This is a genomic window from Providencia sp. Je.9.19 (assembly GCF_051129765.1).
Taxonomy (GTDB): Bacteria; Pseudomonadota; Gammaproteobacteria; order Enterobacterales; family Enterobacteriaceae; genus Providencia.
This window is the reverse complement of record NZ_JBCPSS010000002.1, coordinates 503,269-521,370: the sequence shown is the minus strand read 5'-3', so window position 1 is coordinate 521,370 and position 18,102 is coordinate 503,269. Positions and strand designations below refer to the sequence as shown.

General features: G+C 40.5%; 21 protein-coding genes. 13 read left to right on the top strand and 8 right to left on the bottom strand.

Features of this window, described 5'->3' with window-relative positions; all coding sequences use genetic code 11:
• Nucleotides 1-267 precede the first annotated feature (267 nt).
• Both AAZR93_RS11615 and degS read left to right on the top strand, forming a co-directional pair.
• Nucleotides 268-1,662, top strand: coding sequence for a Do family serine endopeptidase (locus tag AAZR93_RS11615; protein ID WP_294106955.1), 1,395 nt, complete (start codon nucleotides 268-270; stop codon nucleotides 1,660-1,662).
• A gap of 164 nt (nucleotides 1,663-1,826) precedes the next feature.
• Nucleotides 1,827-2,891: an outer membrane-stress sensor serine endopeptidase DegS gene (gene degS / locus AAZR93_RS11610; protein ID WP_294106535.1), complete on the top strand. Its 1,065-nt coding sequence runs from the start codon at nucleotides 1,827-1,829 to the stop codon at nucleotides 2,889-2,891.
• Between the two features lie 132 nt (nucleotides 2,892-3,023).
• Here degS and murA read toward each other — a convergent pair whose 3' ends face one another.
• The 7 genes from murA to mlaF all read right to left on the bottom strand — a co-directional run bounded on the left by murA (nucleotide 3,024) and on the right by mlaF (nucleotide 7,782).
• Entirely contained in the window at nucleotides 3,024-4,286 is a 1,263-nt protein-coding gene (murA, locus tag AAZR93_RS11605) for a UDP-N-acetylglucosamine 1-carboxyvinyltransferase (protein ID WP_294106533.1), read from the bottom strand.
• A 52-nt stretch (nucleotides 4,287-4,338) separates the two neighbouring features.
• Complete coding sequence (gene ibaG, locus AAZR93_RS11600; RefSeq protein ID WP_336430241.1) at nucleotides 4,339-4,593, bottom strand: BolA family iron metabolism protein IbaG; 255 nt, start codon at nucleotides 4,591-4,593, stop codon at nucleotides 4,339-4,341.
• Nucleotides 4,594-4,731: 138 nt separating this feature from the next.
• Nucleotides 4,732-5,022 (bottom strand): lipid asymmetry maintenance protein MlaB, encoded by a 291-nt coding sequence (gene mlaB / locus AAZR93_RS11595; protein ID WP_434719894.1) that lies wholly within the window; start codon nucleotides 5,020-5,022, stop codon nucleotides 4,732-4,734.
• 1 nt (nucleotide 5,023) lies between these two features.
• A complete protein-coding gene (gene mlaC / locus AAZR93_RS11590) occupies nucleotides 5,024-5,653 on the bottom strand; it encodes a phospholipid-binding protein MlaC (RefSeq protein ID WP_294106524.1) in 630 nt (209 codons plus the stop codon).
• A gap of 35 nt (nucleotides 5,654-5,688) precedes the next feature.
• A complete protein-coding gene (mlaD, locus tag AAZR93_RS11585; protein ID WP_336430234.1) occupies nucleotides 5,689-6,186 on the bottom strand; it encodes an outer membrane lipid asymmetry maintenance protein MlaD in 498 nt (165 codons plus the stop codon).
• A 3-nt stretch (nucleotides 6,187-6,189) separates the two neighbouring features.
• Nucleotides 6,190-6,972 (bottom strand): lipid asymmetry maintenance ABC transporter permease subunit MlaE, encoded by a 783-nt coding sequence (gene mlaE, locus AAZR93_RS11580; RefSeq protein ID WP_434719893.1) that lies wholly within the window; start codon nucleotides 6,970-6,972, stop codon nucleotides 6,190-6,192.
• A gap of 6 nt (nucleotides 6,973-6,978) precedes the next feature.
• Complete coding sequence (mlaF, locus tag AAZR93_RS11575) at nucleotides 6,979-7,782, bottom strand: phospholipid ABC transporter ATP-binding protein MlaF (protein ID WP_434719892.1); 804 nt, start codon at nucleotides 7,780-7,782, stop codon at nucleotides 6,979-6,981.
• 547 nt (nucleotides 7,783-8,329) lie between these two features.
• On the opposite strand from mlaF, the gene kdsD reads away from it, so the two are divergent.
• The 11 genes from kdsD (at nucleotide 8,330) to rnk (ending at nucleotide 16,432) form a co-directional block, all read left to right on the top strand.
• Nucleotides 8,330-9,298 (top strand): arabinose-5-phosphate isomerase KdsD, encoded by a 969-nt coding sequence (gene kdsD, locus AAZR93_RS11570; RefSeq protein ID WP_434719891.1) that lies wholly within the window; start codon nucleotides 8,330-8,332, stop codon nucleotides 9,296-9,298.
• Nucleotides 9,299-9,660: 362 nt separating this feature from the next.
• Nucleotides 9,661-10,209 carry a 3-deoxy-manno-octulosonate-8-phosphatase KdsC gene (kdsC, locus tag AAZR93_RS11565; RefSeq protein ID WP_434719890.1) on the top strand — a complete coding sequence of 183 codons (549 nt, stop codon included), beginning with the start codon at nucleotides 9,661-9,663 and terminating at the stop codon, nucleotides 10,207-10,209.
• A 16-nt stretch (nucleotides 10,210-10,225) separates the two neighbouring features.
• Nucleotides 10,226-10,819, top strand: coding sequence for an LPS export ABC transporter periplasmic protein LptC (gene lptC / locus AAZR93_RS11560; protein ID WP_434719889.1), 594 nt, complete (start codon nucleotides 10,226-10,228; stop codon nucleotides 10,817-10,819).
• A complete protein-coding gene (gene lptA, locus AAZR93_RS11555) occupies nucleotides 10,803-11,366 on the top strand; it encodes a lipopolysaccharide ABC transporter substrate-binding protein LptA (RefSeq protein ID WP_294106506.1) in 564 nt (187 codons plus the stop codon). Before lptC ends, lptA begins: the two co-directional genes overlap by 17 nt.
• 5 nt (nucleotides 11,367-11,371) lie before the next feature.
• Nucleotides 11,372-12,097 (top strand): LPS export ABC transporter ATP-binding protein, encoded by a 726-nt coding sequence (gene lptB / locus AAZR93_RS11550; protein ID WP_434719888.1) that lies wholly within the window; start codon nucleotides 11,372-11,374, stop codon nucleotides 12,095-12,097.
• 95 nt (nucleotides 12,098-12,192) lie between these two features.
• The gene (gene rpoN / locus AAZR93_RS11545) at nucleotides 12,193-13,635 is read left to right on the top strand and encodes an RNA polymerase factor sigma-54 (RefSeq protein WP_434719887.1); all 1,443 of its coding nucleotides are present in this window, start codon (nucleotides 12,193-12,195) and stop codon (nucleotides 13,633-13,635) included.
• Between the two features lie 22 nt (nucleotides 13,636-13,657).
• Nucleotides 13,658-13,945, top strand: a complete 288-nt coding sequence (gene hpf, locus AAZR93_RS11540) for a ribosome hibernation promoting factor (protein ID WP_294106498.1) — start codon at nucleotides 13,658-13,660, stop codon at nucleotides 13,943-13,945.
• Nucleotides 13,946-14,049: 104 nt separating this feature from the next.
• Nucleotides 14,050-14,517, top strand: a complete 468-nt coding sequence (ptsN, locus tag AAZR93_RS11535) for a PTS IIA-like nitrogen regulatory protein PtsN (protein WP_294106495.1) — start codon at nucleotides 14,050-14,052, stop codon at nucleotides 14,515-14,517.
• 190 nt (nucleotides 14,518-14,707) lie between these two features.
• Entirely contained in the window at nucleotides 14,708-15,559 is an 852-nt protein-coding gene (rapZ, locus tag AAZR93_RS11530; protein ID WP_294106490.1) for an RNase adapter RapZ, read from the top strand.
• Nucleotides 15,559-15,831: a PTS phosphocarrier protein NPr gene (gene npr, locus AAZR93_RS11525; RefSeq protein WP_294106487.1), complete on the top strand. Its 273-nt coding sequence runs from the start codon at nucleotides 15,559-15,561 to the stop codon at nucleotides 15,829-15,831. Before rapZ ends, npr begins: the two co-directional genes overlap by 1 nt.
• Nucleotides 15,832-16,021: 190 nt before the next feature.
• Nucleotides 16,022-16,432 carry a nucleoside diphosphate kinase regulator gene (gene rnk, locus AAZR93_RS11520; RefSeq protein WP_294106482.1) on the top strand — a complete coding sequence of 137 codons (411 nt, stop codon included), beginning with the start codon at nucleotides 16,022-16,024 and terminating at the stop codon, nucleotides 16,430-16,432.
• A 154-nt stretch (nucleotides 16,433-16,586) separates the two neighbouring features.
• Here the strand turns inward: rnk and pmbA are convergent, their stop codons facing one another.
• A complete protein-coding gene (gene pmbA, locus AAZR93_RS11515) occupies nucleotides 16,587-17,927 on the bottom strand; it encodes a metalloprotease PmbA (RefSeq protein WP_294106479.1) in 1,341 nt (446 codons plus the stop codon).
• Between the last annotated feature and the right edge of the window lie 175 nt (nucleotides 17,928-18,102).

The window sequence follows — 18,102 nt, the reverse complement described above, 5'->3', positions numbered from 1 at the left end:
AACATTGAACAAAATATCCTTTCGTCTTAAATATTTTGATTTATTTCAATACTGTATAGAAGTTAAAGTTTCACTTAAATAACATGTAAATAGATGTAAAAGAATGGATAGAGCCTATCTGTTCAGGGAACTTTTGCGCATAATCTGTGGTCATAGTCATCAGTAAAATTAAATATGATACCAGCCAATGTCTCGGCTCCTAGTGGCAATAACTTAGTTGCATACACTATTTATTAATATTCTATTCTTGAGAGAATCTACGGAATGATGAAAAGAAAAAATTTCTTTCTTACTGCTGTTGCAATGAGCCTAGGGCTAAGCCTGTCAACGATCCCTGCGATCAGTAGCGCGGCATTACCTGCGACATTACCCGCAACTGCACAAAGCCAAAATATGCCAAGTTTGGCACCTATGCTTGAAAAAGTACTGCCTGCTGTCGTCAATATTCATGTTTCTGGTACTCGCGTACAGAATCAACAAATTCCTGAAGAACTTAAATTCTTCTTTGGCCCGAATGCACCACAGCAACAACAAAGCGTTCGCCCATTTGAAGGTCTCGGTTCTGGGGTTATTATTGATGCACAACAAGGTTACATTTTAACCAACAATCACGTTATTGATGGTGCAGATAAAATTCAAATTCAGCTCAACGATGGGCGTGAAATTGATGTAAAACTTATCGGTAAAGATTCACAAACAGATATCGCATTACTGAAAATTTCAAATGCAAAAGATATTAAAAATCTAACTGCAGTCAGCATGGCGGATTCAGACAAACTGCGTGTTGGTGATTTTGCTGTCGCTGTAGGTAATCCATTTGGATTAGGCCAAACAGCAACATCAGGGATTATTTCTGCTTTAGGTCGTAGCGGATTAAATCTGGAAGGCCTTGAAAACTTTATTCAAACAGATGCATCAATCAACCGTGGTAACTCAGGCGGTGCGTTGGTTAACTTAAATGGTGAATTAATTGGTATTAATACTGCTATTTTAGCCCCAGGTGGCGGCAATATCGGTATTGGTTTCGCCATTCCAAGTAACATGGCTAAAAACCTGAGTGAACAATTAATTAAGCACGGAGAAGTTAAACGCGGCATTCTCGGTATTAAAGGGGCTGAAATGACCTCTGATATCGCAAAAGCCTTTAACATTGATGCTCAACGCGGTGCATTTGTAAGTGAAGTATTGCCAAAATCTTCAGCGGCAAAAGCAGGTATTAAATCAGGTGACGTTTTAGTTTCTGTTGATGGTAAACGGATCAATAGTTTCGCTGAATTAAGAGCTAAAATTGGTACTAGCGAAGTCGGTAAAGAAATCACACTTGGCCTAATCCGTTCAGGTAAGCCAATGGATGTTAAAGTGGTTTTAGTTAACGACGAAGGTGAAACGACCAAAGCAGAAAAACTAAGTGAATCACTACTTGGGGCGACAATTTCGAATGCTACCGTCAGTAACACCAAAGGTGTTCAAGTTGATAGCGTTGCGCCGAAATCCCCCGCAGCTGCAATTGGCTTAGTCAAAGGCGATTTAATTTTTGGTGTGAATGATTCACGTGTTGAAACTATCGACCAATTTCGCAAGATCATCGACGCAAAACCGCCGGTACTTGCCATGAAAGTTTTACGTGATGGTGAAACCTTATATTTGTTGATGAGAAACTAATTCGTCAAAAATCGTTCTGAAACCAATAAAACAGGTACAGTATCTCTCTGCTGTACCTGTTTTTTTATGTTATGCTCAAGACACTTACCTAAAATAGCTTAATATTCGATATTCTAAAGTAAAAGACGAATATGTTTAGCAAACACATATGATTAAAAACTGATATGGTTAAAAAACTATTATTGTCAGCCATGCTAGGACTACTCGCCGCCTTGATTATCATCGTTGCGGTACCTTCATTGCGCCCTCAAGGCCTAGAAGACTTACTTTATGGTAAGACCAATAGTGAACCTATCAGTTATAATAAAGCCGTGCGCCGTGCTGCCCCTGCTGTTGTCTACGTCTACAGTAGCTCTAAAGGCAGTTTTTCCCAATCAGGTCGCGAACTCAAATCTCTCGGTTCTGGAGTCATTATGGGCCCCAACGGCTATATCATCACCAATAAACACGTGGTGGATAATCCAGACCAAATCTTAGTGGCTCTACAAGATGGCGCTATTTTTGATGCACTTCTTGTTGGGTCAGATACCTTGACAGATCTTGCTGTTCTGAAAATTGAAGCTGAAAATCTGCCTGTTATCCCAATTAATACCCAACGAATTACCCATGTAGGTGATGTCGTTCTCGCTATTGGTAATCCTTATAATATTGGCCAGACAGTGACTCAAGGGATCATTAGTGCGACTGGCCGTGTTGGCCTTAGCTCCACTCGCAGACAAAATTTTCTACAAACAGATGCTTCAATTAACTCAGGAAATTCAGGTGGCGCATTAATTAATACAGAAGGTGAATTAGTCGGCATTAACACGCTATCGTTTACAGCAGGGCAAGGCGTAAACTCGGAAGGTTTAAGCTTTGCTATCCCTACCGCCCTCGCCACTAAAATTATGGAAAAACTTATCCGTGATGGTCGCGTTATTCGTGGCTATATTGGTATCACAGCTCGTGAATTACCTCAAATCAGGTCTAATAATAACAATATCAGTCAAATACAAGGCTTACGTGTTTTCCAAGTCTCACCGAATGGCCCTGCCGACAAATCTGGTATTGTCCAAGGCGACATTATTCTTTCTGTAGATGGAAAACCAGCTATCTCTGCCGCTGAAACAATGGATCTTGTTGCCGAAATACGCCCAGGCAGCAAAGTATCAGTTCAAGTGTTACGTGAAGGGGACATCAAAAATATTGATGTCGTTATTGAAGAGATCCCTGACGGACAAGCGGGTTAATATTCAATTAAAAAAGGTTGTTCAACTTACTGATTGAACAACCTTTTTATCTATTCTTACTGTGCGACCACATTATCATATCGTGTTATATCACAACAAAATAATACAACTCAGTTCGCGATACAGATTCAATTAGTCTTCGGAATGCACACGTTGAATATCTGCACCTAAACCACGCAGTTTGTCTTCAATATGTTCATATCCACGATCAATATGATAAATACGATCTACTGTTGTTGTGCCTTCAGCAATACAACCCGCAATCACTAAACTTGCAGATGCACGTAAGTCTGTCGCCATCACTTGCGCACTTGTCAGCTTTTCAACACCATGGCAAAGCACAGTATTACTTTCAATTTCAGCGTGAGCACCCATGCGGATAAGTTCAGGAATATGCATGAAACGATTTTCAAAAATAGTTTCCGTTATCATACCTGCACCTTCAGCAACTAAATTCAACAAGCTAAATTGCGCTTGCATGTCTGTCGGAAAACCCGGATGTGGCGCAGTACGTAAAGTAACAGCTTTAGGGCGTTTACCTTCCATATCTAAACTAATCCAATCTTCACCTGTTTCTATCTTAGCGCCGGCCTCTCGCAATTTAGCCAAAACAGCGTCTAAGGTATCAGGGCAAGCATTACGACAAATTACTTTTCCTTTTGATACTGCTGCAGCAATTAAGAACGTGCCTGTTTCAATACGATCAGGCAATACACGGTAAGTACCGCCGCCTAAACGCTCAACACCTTCAATCACGATACGATCTGTGCCCGCACCTGTAATTTTTGCACCTAGCGTATTTAAGAAATTAGCAGTGTCTTCAATTTCAGGTTCGCGAGCCGCGTTCTCAATCGTCGTAGTACCTTCAGCAAGCGTTGCTGCTGTCATGATAGTTACAGTAGCACCTACGCTCACTTTGTCCATCACAATACAAGCGCCTTTTAAACGCCCATTAACCGTTGCTTTAACATAACCATCTTCAAGTACGATGTTAGCACCAAGCTGCTCTAAGCCTGAGATATGTAGATCAACAGGACGCGCACCGATAGCGCAGCCCCCCGGTAAAGAAACTTCACCGTGACCAAAACGTGCAACCAATGGCGCTAATGCCCAAATCGAAGCACGCATGGTTTTCACTAGATCATAAGGCGCACAAGTATTTGTTACGTTACGTGCATCAACATACACGGAGCCATTACGCTCAACTTTAGTGCCTAGCTGATTAAGTAATTTAATCGTTGTATCGATGTCTCTAAGATGAGGAACATTCTGTATTTCTACAGGTTCTTCCGCTAATAACGCAGCGAACAGGATTGGTAGTGCCGCATTTTTTGCGCCAGATATGGTCACCTCACCTTCAAGCCGAGTTGGCCCTTTAACTAAAAACTTATCCATTCAAGTATTCTCGTGTGTCGAATTTTATATACTGTTCGCTTGATTTTTAAGATCAAAAACCATTTAACTTGCGATCACGTTCCCATTGAGCTGGCGTATAAGCTTTGATTGAAAGCGCATGAATGCGATTATCTGCAATATATTCCATCAAGGGTGCATAGACAGCTTGCTGTTGTTTAACACGGCTCATGCCGTCGAACATAGCACCAATGGCAATAACCTGAAAATGGCTACCATCGCCAGTGACGATAGCATCATCTAAAGATAACTTATCCATCAGTACTTGCTTAATTTCGTTGATTTCCATAATGACTCAATTTTATGATTATTCGTGACAGGGTTATATAGACATCTATCCTAAAGCATCCCGCTGAACTCTTAAACCAAAGAAAACGCCTCTGACGCATAAATATACGCAGAGGCGCTATTTTTTACATAAATTGACTTAATTTAAAAGCAAAGCTTTGACACCGTAAAGTTCAATCAATGTATTTAAGTTATCGCTAACGCCAACAATATTTACACTTTGTGATTTCTCGACAATTTCACCTTTAAGGCGAACGAGCATCGCAAGTCCAGTGGAATCCACATGCACTAAGCCAGAAACATCAATTTTTTCAATGCTATTTAGCAATGGTTGCCTTTTATCCCAAAATGAGAGTAATGAATCTCTATCGAGTGTCCCCGATAAAAACAAAGTTGTCTCAGTTTGCTCCCATGCTAATCGCTGACTCATACTACTTGCTCTCTTCTAAAGTAATCGGTGTTTTAGCGCTAATTTCTAGCTGTTTGGTCAAGCCATCAATACCTTGCTTACGAAGGATATCACCCCACTCATTTTGTTTGGTCGTGATCATACTGATGCCTTCGGCAATCATGTCATATGCTTGCCAGTAACCGGTTTTACTATTTTTACGCCATTGGAAATCAAGACGAACAGGTGGGCGACCATTGTTATCGGTGATCGTCACACGGATAGCAACGATATTTTTATCACCAAGTGGCTGTTCTGGCGCAATCTCATAAGTTTGACCATGGTACATGGCAAGTGCTTGGCCATATCCTTGCTCTAGATAATTTTCAAAAGCATTGAAATAAGCATCTCGCTGTGCAGGCGTAGCGCCTTTATAGTACGTCCCTAACACTAAAGCGCCCGCATATTTTATTTGCACATAAGGCAGTAACTCTTCACGAACAATCGTCCTTAAATAGTCAGGATCTTGCTTAATTTTAGCTTGCTCTACTTTTAAGCGAGTAAAAGTTTTATCGGCAGCTTCATCCATTAATTTATAAGGGTTCGTTTGATCAATTGCCATTGCAAAAGGCGCAATAACCAACATTGCAACCATCATTAAACGTTTAAACATAATTCATTCCTTTAGTGTCCATAGGGAACATCAAATCAATGTGATGCAGGTTCTGAGCCTTGGCTATCGCCACTTTTATACAAAAACTGTCCGATTAAATCTTCTAACACCATTGCAGGTTTAGTATCTTCTAGACGACCGCCATCTTTTAAGGTGGCAATACCTAATTCTTCGCCTGAAGGGCCAATATTCATCGCAATATATTGTTCGCCCAATAAGCCTGATGTTCTAATCGAAAGTGAGCTCGAATCAGGAATATTGTCGTACTCACGTAACAAATCAATTTTGACATCAGGCACATAGTTGTCTTTATTTAACACAATACTCGAAACTCGACCAACGACGACACCCCCAACTTTCACAGGAGACCCTTCTTTTAGCCCACCAATATTTTCAAAAGAAGCCGATACTTGATAAGTCGGTTGGCTACCAATCGATTTCAGATCAGCGACTTTTAAACATAAAAAGATAATTGCGGCTATCGCCAGCAACATAAAACAACCTACCCATATTTCACTTTTTTTACTTTGCATGACTTAGTTCCCGAACATCAGAGCTGTAAGTATGAAATCTAATCCTAGAACCGATAATGATGCATGAACAACCGTTCTTGTGGTTGCTTGGCTAATCCCCTCAGAGGTCGGCACCGCATCATAACCATTAAATAGTGCTATCCAAGTGACTGTAAACGCGAAAACTAAGCTTTTGATAACACAGTTGACCAAATCTAATCGCCAATCAATAGAAGACTGCATTGAAGCCCAAAAATAGCCTTCATCAATACCTTTCCAATCCACACCAACTAATGCGCCACCTAATATCCCAACCGCAACAAATATTAAGGACAACAATGGCATACTTATGAAACCTGCCCAAAACCTTGGTGCAATAACACGCCTTAAGGGATCAACTGCCATCATTTCAAGACTGGAGAGCTGTTCAGTCGCTTTCATCAATCCAATTTCTGCGGTCAACGCTGAACCCGCTCGCCCTGCAAACAGTAAAGCAGTCACCACTGGGCCCAGTTCACGTAATAGCGATAACGCTACCATCATACCAAGGCTCGCTTCTGCGCTAAATGTTGTGAGCACCAAGTAACCTTGTAGGCCTAAAACCATGCCGATAAACAATCCAGAAACAGCGATAATCAACAAAGATTGTACGCCGACAGCATAGAGTTGCTTCATCAACAACGGCCACTGCTTTTTTATCTCAGGCTTGCCAAACAGTGAACGGAATAACATATAACCAGCTCGGCCAAAAGCTGAAAAAATATCAATCCATCGATGTCCGAAGGCAGCAATCGCCTTTATTATCATTTTATTTTACCCTAATAAATCAGCCAGATAATCATTGGCGGGAAAACGGAATGGAACAGGACCATCTGCGATACCATCCAAGAATTGCCTCACTCGAGGATCTTGGTTATTACGTAACTCATCTCCCGTCCCCTTCGCAATAACGTGTTGCTGGGCCACAATATAGGCTTCATCAGCAATACTCAGTACCTCAGGAACATCATGGGAAACGACAACACAGGTCACACCTAAAGCTTGGTTTAATTCATCAATAAGTTTAACTAAAATGCCCATCGTAATTGGATCTTGCCCAACAAATGGCTCATCGAACATGATCAAATCAGGGTCGAGTGCAATAGCTCTCGCTAGAGCCGCACGACGCGCCATCCCACCTGATAATTCAGAAGGCATCAATTTTGCAGCGCCACGTAAACCCACAGCTTCTAATTTCATCATTACGGTTGTGTGAATCAATGATTCCGGTAAATCAGTATGCTCACGCAATGGAAAAGCGACATTATTAAATACATCCATATCCGTAAAAAGTGCGCCTGATTGAAAAAGCATGCTCATTTTTTTACGTGACTGATAAAGCTTCGAGCGTGATAACGCAGGAATGTTATCGCCATCAAACCATATTTCGCCCTTGCTTGGACGTAGCTGGCCACCTATAAGACGCAGCAATGTGGTTTTGCCAATTCCTGATGGCCCCATGATTGCCGTAATTTTACCACGCGGTACCGATAGGTTAATATTTTCAAATATTTGCCTATTACCACGAGTAAACGACATATCTCGTACTTCAATTAAGTTGTCTGTTTGTGCTTGCATTTATCTGATAACTCGTCGTATCGCGTTTAATTTTATCTTTCGTAAGTTTGAATCTTACAGAAAAACAAACCGAAAATCGTCTAATATCACGCCTAAATTTAACTTATAGTTGGTGTTCGTTTATACCCTAGTCGTTTTAACTAGGTTTTATATATTATCTTGATTTCTCGTACCGTATTATAACGTTTGGAATATACTTTTTAATATTACAACCGTATTTTATATAAATGAAAGAGACAAAGCACCGTTAAACACCTTCATTATTAACTTATATTTATAAGTAAAAACAACAGATAGCGTTTATTGTCACTCATTTGGTTATTTATTGAGAATACGCGAATTTATCAAAGGATTTTTGGTTCTAGGTGCTAATAAAATAACATTTATCTGATTAACAGCCTCTTTAACTCACAATAAAATAACGTTTAAGCTCGAAAATATCATTAAAGATAGCTTAGCAGACAAAATACTTACTGATACTAAGTATTCGTTATACAATCCTATTTTGCTCATCCGATTAATTAAAAAGCTACCCATGGAACTAGAAATGTCAAACTTCGATTTTCAGCAAGTAGGTAAAAATGTTCTCCATATCGAACGCGAAGGCCTTAACAACCTCGAACAATATATCAATAATGATTTTGACCGTGCTTGTCAGCAAATATTTGCCTGCCAAGGAAAAGTTGTTGTTATGGGAATGGGGAAATCGGGACACATAGGTAGAAAAATTGCAGCAACATTTGCCAGTACAGGAACACCGTCATTTTTTGTTCATCCGGGAGAGGCGAGCCATGGCGATCTCGGCATGATAACAAATAAAGATATTGTATTAGCGATATCTAACTCCGGCGAGTCTGGTGAAATTCTGGCCTTACTGCCAGTCTTAAAACGTATTAAAGTTCCCTTGATTTGCATGACCAATAACCCTGAAAGTAATATGGGTAAATATGCAGATGTTCACCTGTGCATTAAGGTGTTACAAGAGGCTTGTCCACTCGGATTGGCACCAACGACAAGCACCACTGCGACACTCGTCATGGGTGATGCTTTAGCGATAGCCTTACTCACCGCTCGTGGTTTTACGGCTGATGATTTCGCGCTTTCTCATCCAGGTGGCGCACTCGGACGCAAACTTTTACTTCTCGTTCGTGATTTAATGAGTACGGGTGAAGATATACCTTACATTGCAAAAACAGCAACTCTACGCGAAGCACTCGTTGAAATTACGCGTAAAAAATTAGGTATGACGGTTATTTGCGATGACAATATGAATATTGAAGGCATTTTTACTGATGGAGATTTACGCCGTATCTTTGATATGGGCGTTGACCTAAATAATGCTAAAATTGCTGACTTGATGACCCCTGGTGGTATTAAAATCGCCCCAAGCATGCTAGCCGTTGAAGCGCTAAATCTGATGCAATCCAAACATGTTACCTCTTTATTGGTTGCTGAAAACAATAAATTGGTCGGTGTACTGCATATGCATGACCTACTCCAAGCTGGAGTTGTGTAATTAGCATAATGACATTAAGCCTAATATAAATATTTATTGTATTGCTCTATTCATGATAACTGAGTGCAGCCAACAACGCTGTAATGCAAAAATTAGCCATATACTCTAAATAATTTGTGTTACAGCTAGGCGGCAAGCAAAGATATCCCAAGGAGCATACAAAAGTATATGACTTGGGTAGCTGAGTGCAGCCAACAACGCTGTAATGCAAAAATTAGCCATATACTCTAAATAATTTGTATTACAGCTAGGCGGCAAGCAAAGATATCCCAAGGAGCATACAAAAGTATGTGACTTGGGTAGCTGAGTGCAGCCAACAACGCTGTAATGCAAAGTATGACGAGTATTAAAAGGGAAGAATAATGAAAGACACCTGCTACGGCCCTATCGCTAACGTAGTGATAGAAAAAGCAGCAAAAATTAAACTGCTTATTTGTGACGTTGATGGCGTAATGTCTGACGGCTTGATTTATATGGGTAATAACGGTGAAGAGCTCAAGGCATTCAATGTGCGCGATGGCTATGGTATTCGCTGTTTGCTAACCTGTGGGATTGAAGTTGCTATTATTACCGGTAGACAAGCTAAACTTCTTGAAAATAGAGCTAAAACATTGGGTATTACATATCTTTACCAAGGACAGAGCGATAAGCTTTTGGCGTATCACGAACTGTTAGATACACTACAATTAACTCAAGAAGAAATAGCCTACATTGGTGATGACTTGATTGATTGGCCTGTAATGGCAAAAGTCGGTCTATCCGTCGCTGTAGCAGATGCTCATCCGTTATTACTGCCCAAAGCTGACTATGTCACTCAAATTAGTGGTGGTAAAGGGGCCGTTCGAGAACTATGTGACCTCATTCTTCTTTCACAAAATAAATTGGAAGAAGCTAAAGGCTTATCGATTTAAAGAATAGATATCATTTATGAGCAATTCGAAGAAGTGGTTAATTATTATTCTATCGCTGATTGTCCTTGGGCTTATCGGTTGGAATTTATCCGGTAACGACTCGGTAAACATGACAGGTAGTGAAATAAATGATGGTCAACCTAATTATCAGACTGATGATTCAGTCACTTTCGTCTATAATCCGACCGGTGATTTATCTTATAAACTTGTCGCTGATAAAATTGACAACTACACAGAAAGCAAAATTACGTGGTTTTCCAAGCCTGTGTTGACAACCTATAATGACGCAGGCATACCAACGTGGACAATTAGCTCATTCAAAGCACGTTTAACCAAAGATAATGTGCTCTATCTTTATAGTGATGTTCAGGTCAATAGCTTAACGAAAGAATCACAGTTACAACGAATTACAACTGAAAGTGCAGTTGTCAATTTGACAACACAAGACGTTTCATCTGACGATAAAGTCACCATTATTGGACAAGGACTCAATTCTACCGGTTTAAAAATGAAGGGAAATCTTCGTACCAAAACTGCAGAATTAATCGAAGATGTGAAAACTCATTATGTGTTACAACCAGAAGAGCAACAAAATGAAACAAGCCACTAAGCAGTATTTTATTCAAGGAGCTATTGCCAGTGCAATTTTGGCTCTTAGCCTACCCGCTATGGCGCTTAAAAGTGACACTCAGCAGCCAATGACGATTAATTCGGTTAAGCAATCCCTTGATCTAGAAAAAAACATCACGACTTTTACTGATGACGTTGTGATCAAGCAAGGTTCTATCGACATAAAAGCCAATAAAGTTGTCGTCACTCGTCCAAGCAGTGACTCTGATAAAATTGTGATTGAAGCCTTCGGTACTCCTGTCACTTTTTATCAATTACAAGATGATGGCAAACCAATTAAAGGTCATGCAGCAAAAGCGCGATATGAAGTTGATAAACAACTCGTTACCCTAACAGGCAACGCTTATCTTGAGCAGTTAGATAGCAATATCAAAGGCGATAAAATCACTTACGTCGTCCCAACGCAGCAAATGGAAGCATTCAGTGATAAAGGCAAACGTGTAACAACCGTAATATTGCCAGCACAATTACAAGAGAAAGCCCCAGCAGCGGCAAGTTCATCAGCAAATACGACTAAGAGTAAATAATCGTTATGGCAACACTAACCGCAGAGAATCTGGCTAAATCCTATAAAAAGCGCAAGGTTGTTGAAGATGTTAGCCTTGAGGTTAAATCCGGCGAAATTGTAGGTCTACTTGGACCAAACGGTGCCGGTAAAACAACCACCTTTTACATGGTGGTCGGTATTGTTCAGCGGGATGCTGGTAAAATTTTAATTGATGGTGAAGATATCAGCTTACTGCCACTGCACGAACGTGCTCGTCGCGGCATTGGTTATCTTCCTCAAGAAGCGTCTATTTTCCGCCGCCTCAGTGTTTATGATAACCTAATGGCAGTATTAGAAATTTGCCATGACCTAAACACACAGCAGCGTAAAGAAAGAGCTGAAGAGCTCATGGAAGAGTTCAGTATTACTCACCTTCGAGACAGCATGGGTCAATCACTGTCTGGCGGTGAACGCCGCCGAGTAGAAATTGCCCGCGCACTCGCAGCTAATCCGAAATTTATTCTATTGGATGAACCTTTTGCTGGTGTTGACCCTATTTCAGTATTAGATATCAAGAAAATAATCCAACATTTACGTGACTATGGCCTTGGTGTTTTGATAACTGACCATAATGTCCGTGAAACTCTCGATGTGTGTGAAAGAGCTTATATTGTCAGTCAAGGCCACTTAATTGCCCATGGTACACCGGCAATGATCCTTGAAAATGAACAAGTTAAGCGCGTATATTTAGGTGAAGGTTTCCGGTTATAAATAGCTAAAGCTTATCTTACGATAGGATTTTGCTAAGATAGAAATCAGCTAAATGTTAAAACGATTGAAATTAAAACGGAGAGCAAAACACATTCATGAAGCAAAGTTTGCAGCTCAGAGTCAGTCAACAACTCGCGATGACCCCCCAATTGCAGCAGGCTATTCGTCTGTTACAATTGTCTACACTTGAGTTACAACAAGAAATTCAACTGGCACTTGAAACGAATCCTTTGCTTGAACAAGATGAATTAGATGAGCTCGCACCGAATGACAATCAAGAACACATCACTGATAGCAGTGAAATAGATACAAAAGAAGCATTAGAAAAAAATGATATGCCTGATGAGCTACCGCTGGATGCAGATTGGGATGAAATCTACAGCGCTGGAACCCCTTCAGGCACTAGCAGTGACTATAGCTTTGATGAACTACCCGTTTATCAAGGTGAAACTACTCAAACATTACAAGATTATCTCATCTGGCAAGCTGGACTCACACCGTTTACTGATACTGATCGTGCAATTGCGACTTCAATAATTGATTGCATTGATGATTCGGGCTATCTCACCACTACGGTAGCGGATATCCATGAAGGAATTGATAATCCTGAAATTAGCGTAGAAGAAGTTATTGCGGTTCTAAAACGCATTCAACATTTCGACCCTTTAGGTGTCGCAGCGCAAGACTTGAAAGAGTGTTTACTCATTCAGCTTTCGCTCTACCCAAAAGAAACTCAAGGATTATCAGAAGCCAAACAGATTATTAGCAATCATATTGAGTTACTGGCAAACCGCGATTTCCGCCAGTTAAGTAAATTGACGCGTCTAAAAGAAGATGCGCTCAAAACTGCGATAGACCTAATATTAACCTTGAATCCAAAACCTGGGCAATCCATCAATACTGGAGAATCAGAATACGTCATTCCAGATGTTCTGGTGAAAAAAAATAATGGGCACTGGCAAGTTGAGTTAAATACAGATAGCATCCCTAAACTAAGCATTAATCATCACTATGCTTCATTAATAAATGATAATGTAAGTGAAGGTGACTCACAGTATATTCGCAGTCATCTACAAGATGCGAAATGGTTGATAAAAAGTCTTGAAAGTCGTCATGAGACACTACTCAAAGTAGCAACCTGTATTGTTGAGCAACAACAAGAATTTTTTGAGCTCGGTGACGAATATATGAAACCCATGATATTGGCAGACATTGCTTATCAGGTAGACATGCATGAATCAACAATCTCAAGAGTAACAACTCAAAAGTATCTCCATAGTCCTAGAGGTATTTTTGAGTTGAAGTATTTTTTCTCCAGCCACGTAAGCACGGACACCGGAGGAGAAGCTTCCTCAACGGCAATTCGAGCTTTGGTGAAAAAACTGGTTGCTGCTGAAAATCCAGCAAAACCATTGAGCGATAGTAAATTGACGAGTATGCTTGCCGAACAAGGTATTCAAGTTGCTCGTCGTACTGTTGCTAAGTATCGTGAATCGTTATCTATTCCGCCGTCAAATCAGCGTAAACAACTGGTTTAATTGATAAAATAAGGAAGGTTGTATGGAATTTCAGATTACTGGACACAATATTGAACTGACCCCAGCATTGCGCGAAATTGTTGAGAAAAAACTCAAAAAACTAGAGCAATTGTTTGATCGTATTAACAATATTCAAGTCGTCCTGAAAGTTGAAAAAGTTCAGCAAATTGCTGAAGCGACCCTGCAAGTTAATGGTGCCGAGCTTCATGCATCAGCGGAAGAAAACGACATGTATGCAGCAATTGACTTACTGGTTGACAAACTGTCACGCCAATTAACTAAACACAAAGAAAAACTGAGACAACACTAATACATTGATAGGGTCTAGGCCATTGTTACGGTCTAGCCGATGAATGTTCCAAACCAGATGGTGGTATACACCATCTGGTTTTGTAGTCCTAAGTGAATAATAAAATGAATAGTGATATAGAAATCCAATTAAGCGTTGTTTTATCATCAGCCTGCACACGTAATAACTTAGTGTGTACAAGTAAGAAAAGAGCATTAGAAATTATTAGCGAATTGGCTGCCGCTGAGTTGGGATTACCGGAAAACACGGTATTTGAAGCATTATTAACCAGAGAAAAAGTCGGTACTACAGGTATTGGTGGCGGAATTGCCATTCCGCATGGCAAACTTAATGAAAGTGAAAATGCACGCGCTGTTGGCGTCTTTTTACATTTAGAAGAGCCTATCGCTTTTGATGCGATTGATAATCAGCCCGTTGATCTACTTTTCGCATTACTTGTTCCATCAGATCAGTGTAAAACACATTTACATACACTGTCGCTTATCGCTAAAAAGCTTGCAGATAAAACCCTGTGTAAACGCTTGCGCTCTGCACAAAGTGATAATGAGCTGTATAGTATAATTACTGAGTAAGTTATAAGTTTACGCCTTATCGTGATATCGTAATGAAATTATTATGGTTTATACTGTTAAAAAAGAGTCGATACGACGATAGATTAAATAGTTAAATTTACTCAATAACGTATGATCATTAAGCGGATAGATCATTAAATTATCGATCATCAAAAAAACAGTTCATCAAGAAACAGAAGGGAGTGTACTCATGGTGCTGATGATTGTCAGCGGCCGTTCCGGTTCGGGAAAATCCGTGGCCTTACGTGCGCTGGAAGATATGGGTTTCTACTGTGTGGATAACCTACCGGTTGTATTACTACCGGAACTGGCTAATTCACTCGCTGAACGTAATATTTCAGCGGCGGTGAGCATTGACGTGCGTAATATGCCTGATAACCCAGAGATTTTCGAAGAAGCGATTGATAAATTACCACCAACCTTCTCTCCACAGCTATTGTTTCTGGATGCAGATCGTAACACGCTTATTCGCCGTTATAGTGATACCCGTCGATTACATCCTCTTTCAAGCAAAAATTTATCACTCGAAAGTGCGATTGATGAAGAAAATGAGCTACTAGAACCGCTACGCTCAAGAGCTGATTTGGTCATTGATACCTCAGAGATGTCAGTTCATGAACTCGCTGAGATGCTTAGAACGCGTTTAATGGGCAAACGTGAACGAGAGCTCACCATGGTGTTTGAATCATTTGGTTTCAAACATGGTATACCGATTGATGCAGATTATGTTTTTGATGTACGATTTCTGCCCAATCCACATTGGGACCCGAAACTACGCCCAATGACTGGTTTAGATCGCCCCGTTGCGGCCTTCTTAGATAGGCACACTGAAGTCCATAATTTTATTTACCAAACACGCAGTTACCTCGAGTTATGGCTACCAATGTTAGAAACGAATAATCGTAGCTATTTAACTGTCGCTATCGGTTGTACGGGAGGAAAACATCGCTCCGTCTATGTTGCAGAGCAGTTAGCTGATTACTTTCGCTCTAGAGGTAAAAACGTCCAGTCACGTCATAGAACACTAGAAAAACGCAAGTAATGACCGTAAAAGCGACAATAACGCTCAAAAACCGGCTCGGTATGCATGCAAGACCTGCTATGTTACTTTATGATTTGGTTAAACAATTTAACTCAAGGGTTATTTTGCGTAATAATAGCCAAATTGAGGCTGAGGCCGATAGCGTTATTGCGATGTTGATGTTAGACTCGGAACAAGGTAGTAAAATTGATATAGAGGTTAGCGGCCCAGATGAAGATCAGGCATTATCCGCAATAATTAACCTATTCAATAGTGGTTTTGATGAAGAGTAATTGAATCAAAAAATGACTAATGAATTTATCAATATGCGTGATTTTACAGGTACAGGCCTGAGATCGTGATCATGATCTCTTCCCTTTAAAGCTTATAGCGCCTAATATTTTAAACAACTTAATTTATAGCGACACCCCCTACCTTTTGGGTGGGGGGTGTTTGCTTTGTAGGTCTCTATTGGAGTGTGGTATGACAAAGCCAACAATTATTATCAATGATTTAGATGCAGAACGCTTAGATGCGCTAATGGAACAACCCGCTTATGCAGATACGCCTGTTGCAGATGCGCTGAATGAAGAACTTGACCGTGCTGATATTGTTACCCCACAGGAAATGCCTGCGGATGTCGTCACAATGAACAGTACCGTCCGTTTCCTTGACCTAATCAGTAATGAGGAACGTACTCGTACACTGGTTTATCCAGCATCATTGAAAGATAGTGCGGAGCAACTATCAGTGATGGCACCAATCGGCGCAGCGCTGTTAGGTCTGCGCGTTAACGATGAAATTAGTTGGGCACTACCAAATGGTGTTGCAACTCGCGTTAGAGTATTAGAGATTATTTATCAGCCAGAAGCGGCTGGTGAATTCCATCGCTAAAGCCTTGGGCTTATAAAAATAGAAAAGACTTAATAAAAAAAGTTTCAACCAAGAAACTCCAATAAGTTTTCTAGATGTTTCAGGCACTCAATGAGTGCCTTTTTTTATTGCAATTTTTTAGCTAAAAAATATTATGAAGAATAACAAAGAGAATCTATTCCCCTGCAATACTCATCTGTGAAAGTAACACCGAGCCACATTGAATATTACTGCGAGTTTCAATATCGTCGGCAATAGTCACCATATTTGCCCACATATCCTTGAGATTACCAGCGATTGTAATTTCACTGACAGGATATTGGATTTCGCCGTTTTCAACCCAAAAACCTGATGCGCCACGAGAATAATCACCCGTGATACCACTCACACCCTGTCCCATCAGTTCAGTGACAACTAGCCCTGTTCCCATCTGCTTTAACAATGCATCGAAAGAATGCCCTTGCCCAGCGATACGCCAGTTATGAATACCACCCGCATGACCAGTACTTTGTAGACCGAGTTTTCGAGCTGAGTAACTCGTCATTAGCCAAGTTTGCAATACACCGTTTTCAATAATATTGCGCTCAGTAGTGCGAACACCTTCACTGTCAAAAGGTGAAGAGGCTAAGCCGCCCATCAAATGAGGCTGCTCGTTAATTGTTAACCAGCTTGGCAAAATTTGTTTACCTAAGCTATCAAGCAAAAAAGAGGATTTACGGTAAATACTGCTGCCGCTAATCGCACCAACTAAATGACCAAATAATCCTGTCGCCACTTCAGAGGCAAAAATAACTGGCGCCTTCATGGTAGGCAGCTTTCTTGGCGCTAAACGCGACAATGTACGGCGTGCGCATTCTTGTCCCACCCATTCAGGGGATTTAAGTGCATTAAGGCTACGACCGATGGTATAAGCATAATCACGCTCCATCGCACCTTCATGCTCTGCAATAACACAACTGGACATAGAATAACGACTAGAACTATAGCTTTGCAGCATCCCATGGGAGTTACCAAAGACTCTGACCCCATAATGACCGTTAAAGCTACCACCTTCCGTATTAATAATACGAGGATCAGCATTCAATGCCGCCATTTCTGCTCGCGAAGCCAATTTTATAGCATCTTCAGGTGATACTTCAGTCGCTTGGAATAGATTCAAATCCGGAGCTTCAAACGCTAATAATGATTTATCTGCTACTCCCGCACAGGGATCTTGTGAGGTATAACATGCAATATCAATCGCAGCCTGTACAGTACGCTCAATTGCATCATGGCTTAGATCCGTTGAAGAGGCACTTCCTTTGCGTTGTTGATGATAAACGGTGATCCCTAAAGCACCATCACTATTAAACTCAACATTTTCGACTTCACCTTGGCGAGTACTGACACTAATTCCGGTACTTTTGTTTACTGCAACTTCTGCCGCATCACAACGACTTTTGGCAAATTCCAATGCGTGGGCGACAGCTTCTTCTAATTTTTTACGTTGTTCGTTGACTTGATCAGTTACACTCATGCATTTAATCCAATAATATTGAGGAAAAAAGCCATTTTCTACACTGATAAGTAAATGTCAGGTAGTCATTAGGGCATTTTCCCAGTTACAATAGGTTTAATATAGCCCAATAAATTCAAATTATAGATAAACAGTAAGTAGAGCTATCTCAATGAACATATAATAATATATGATC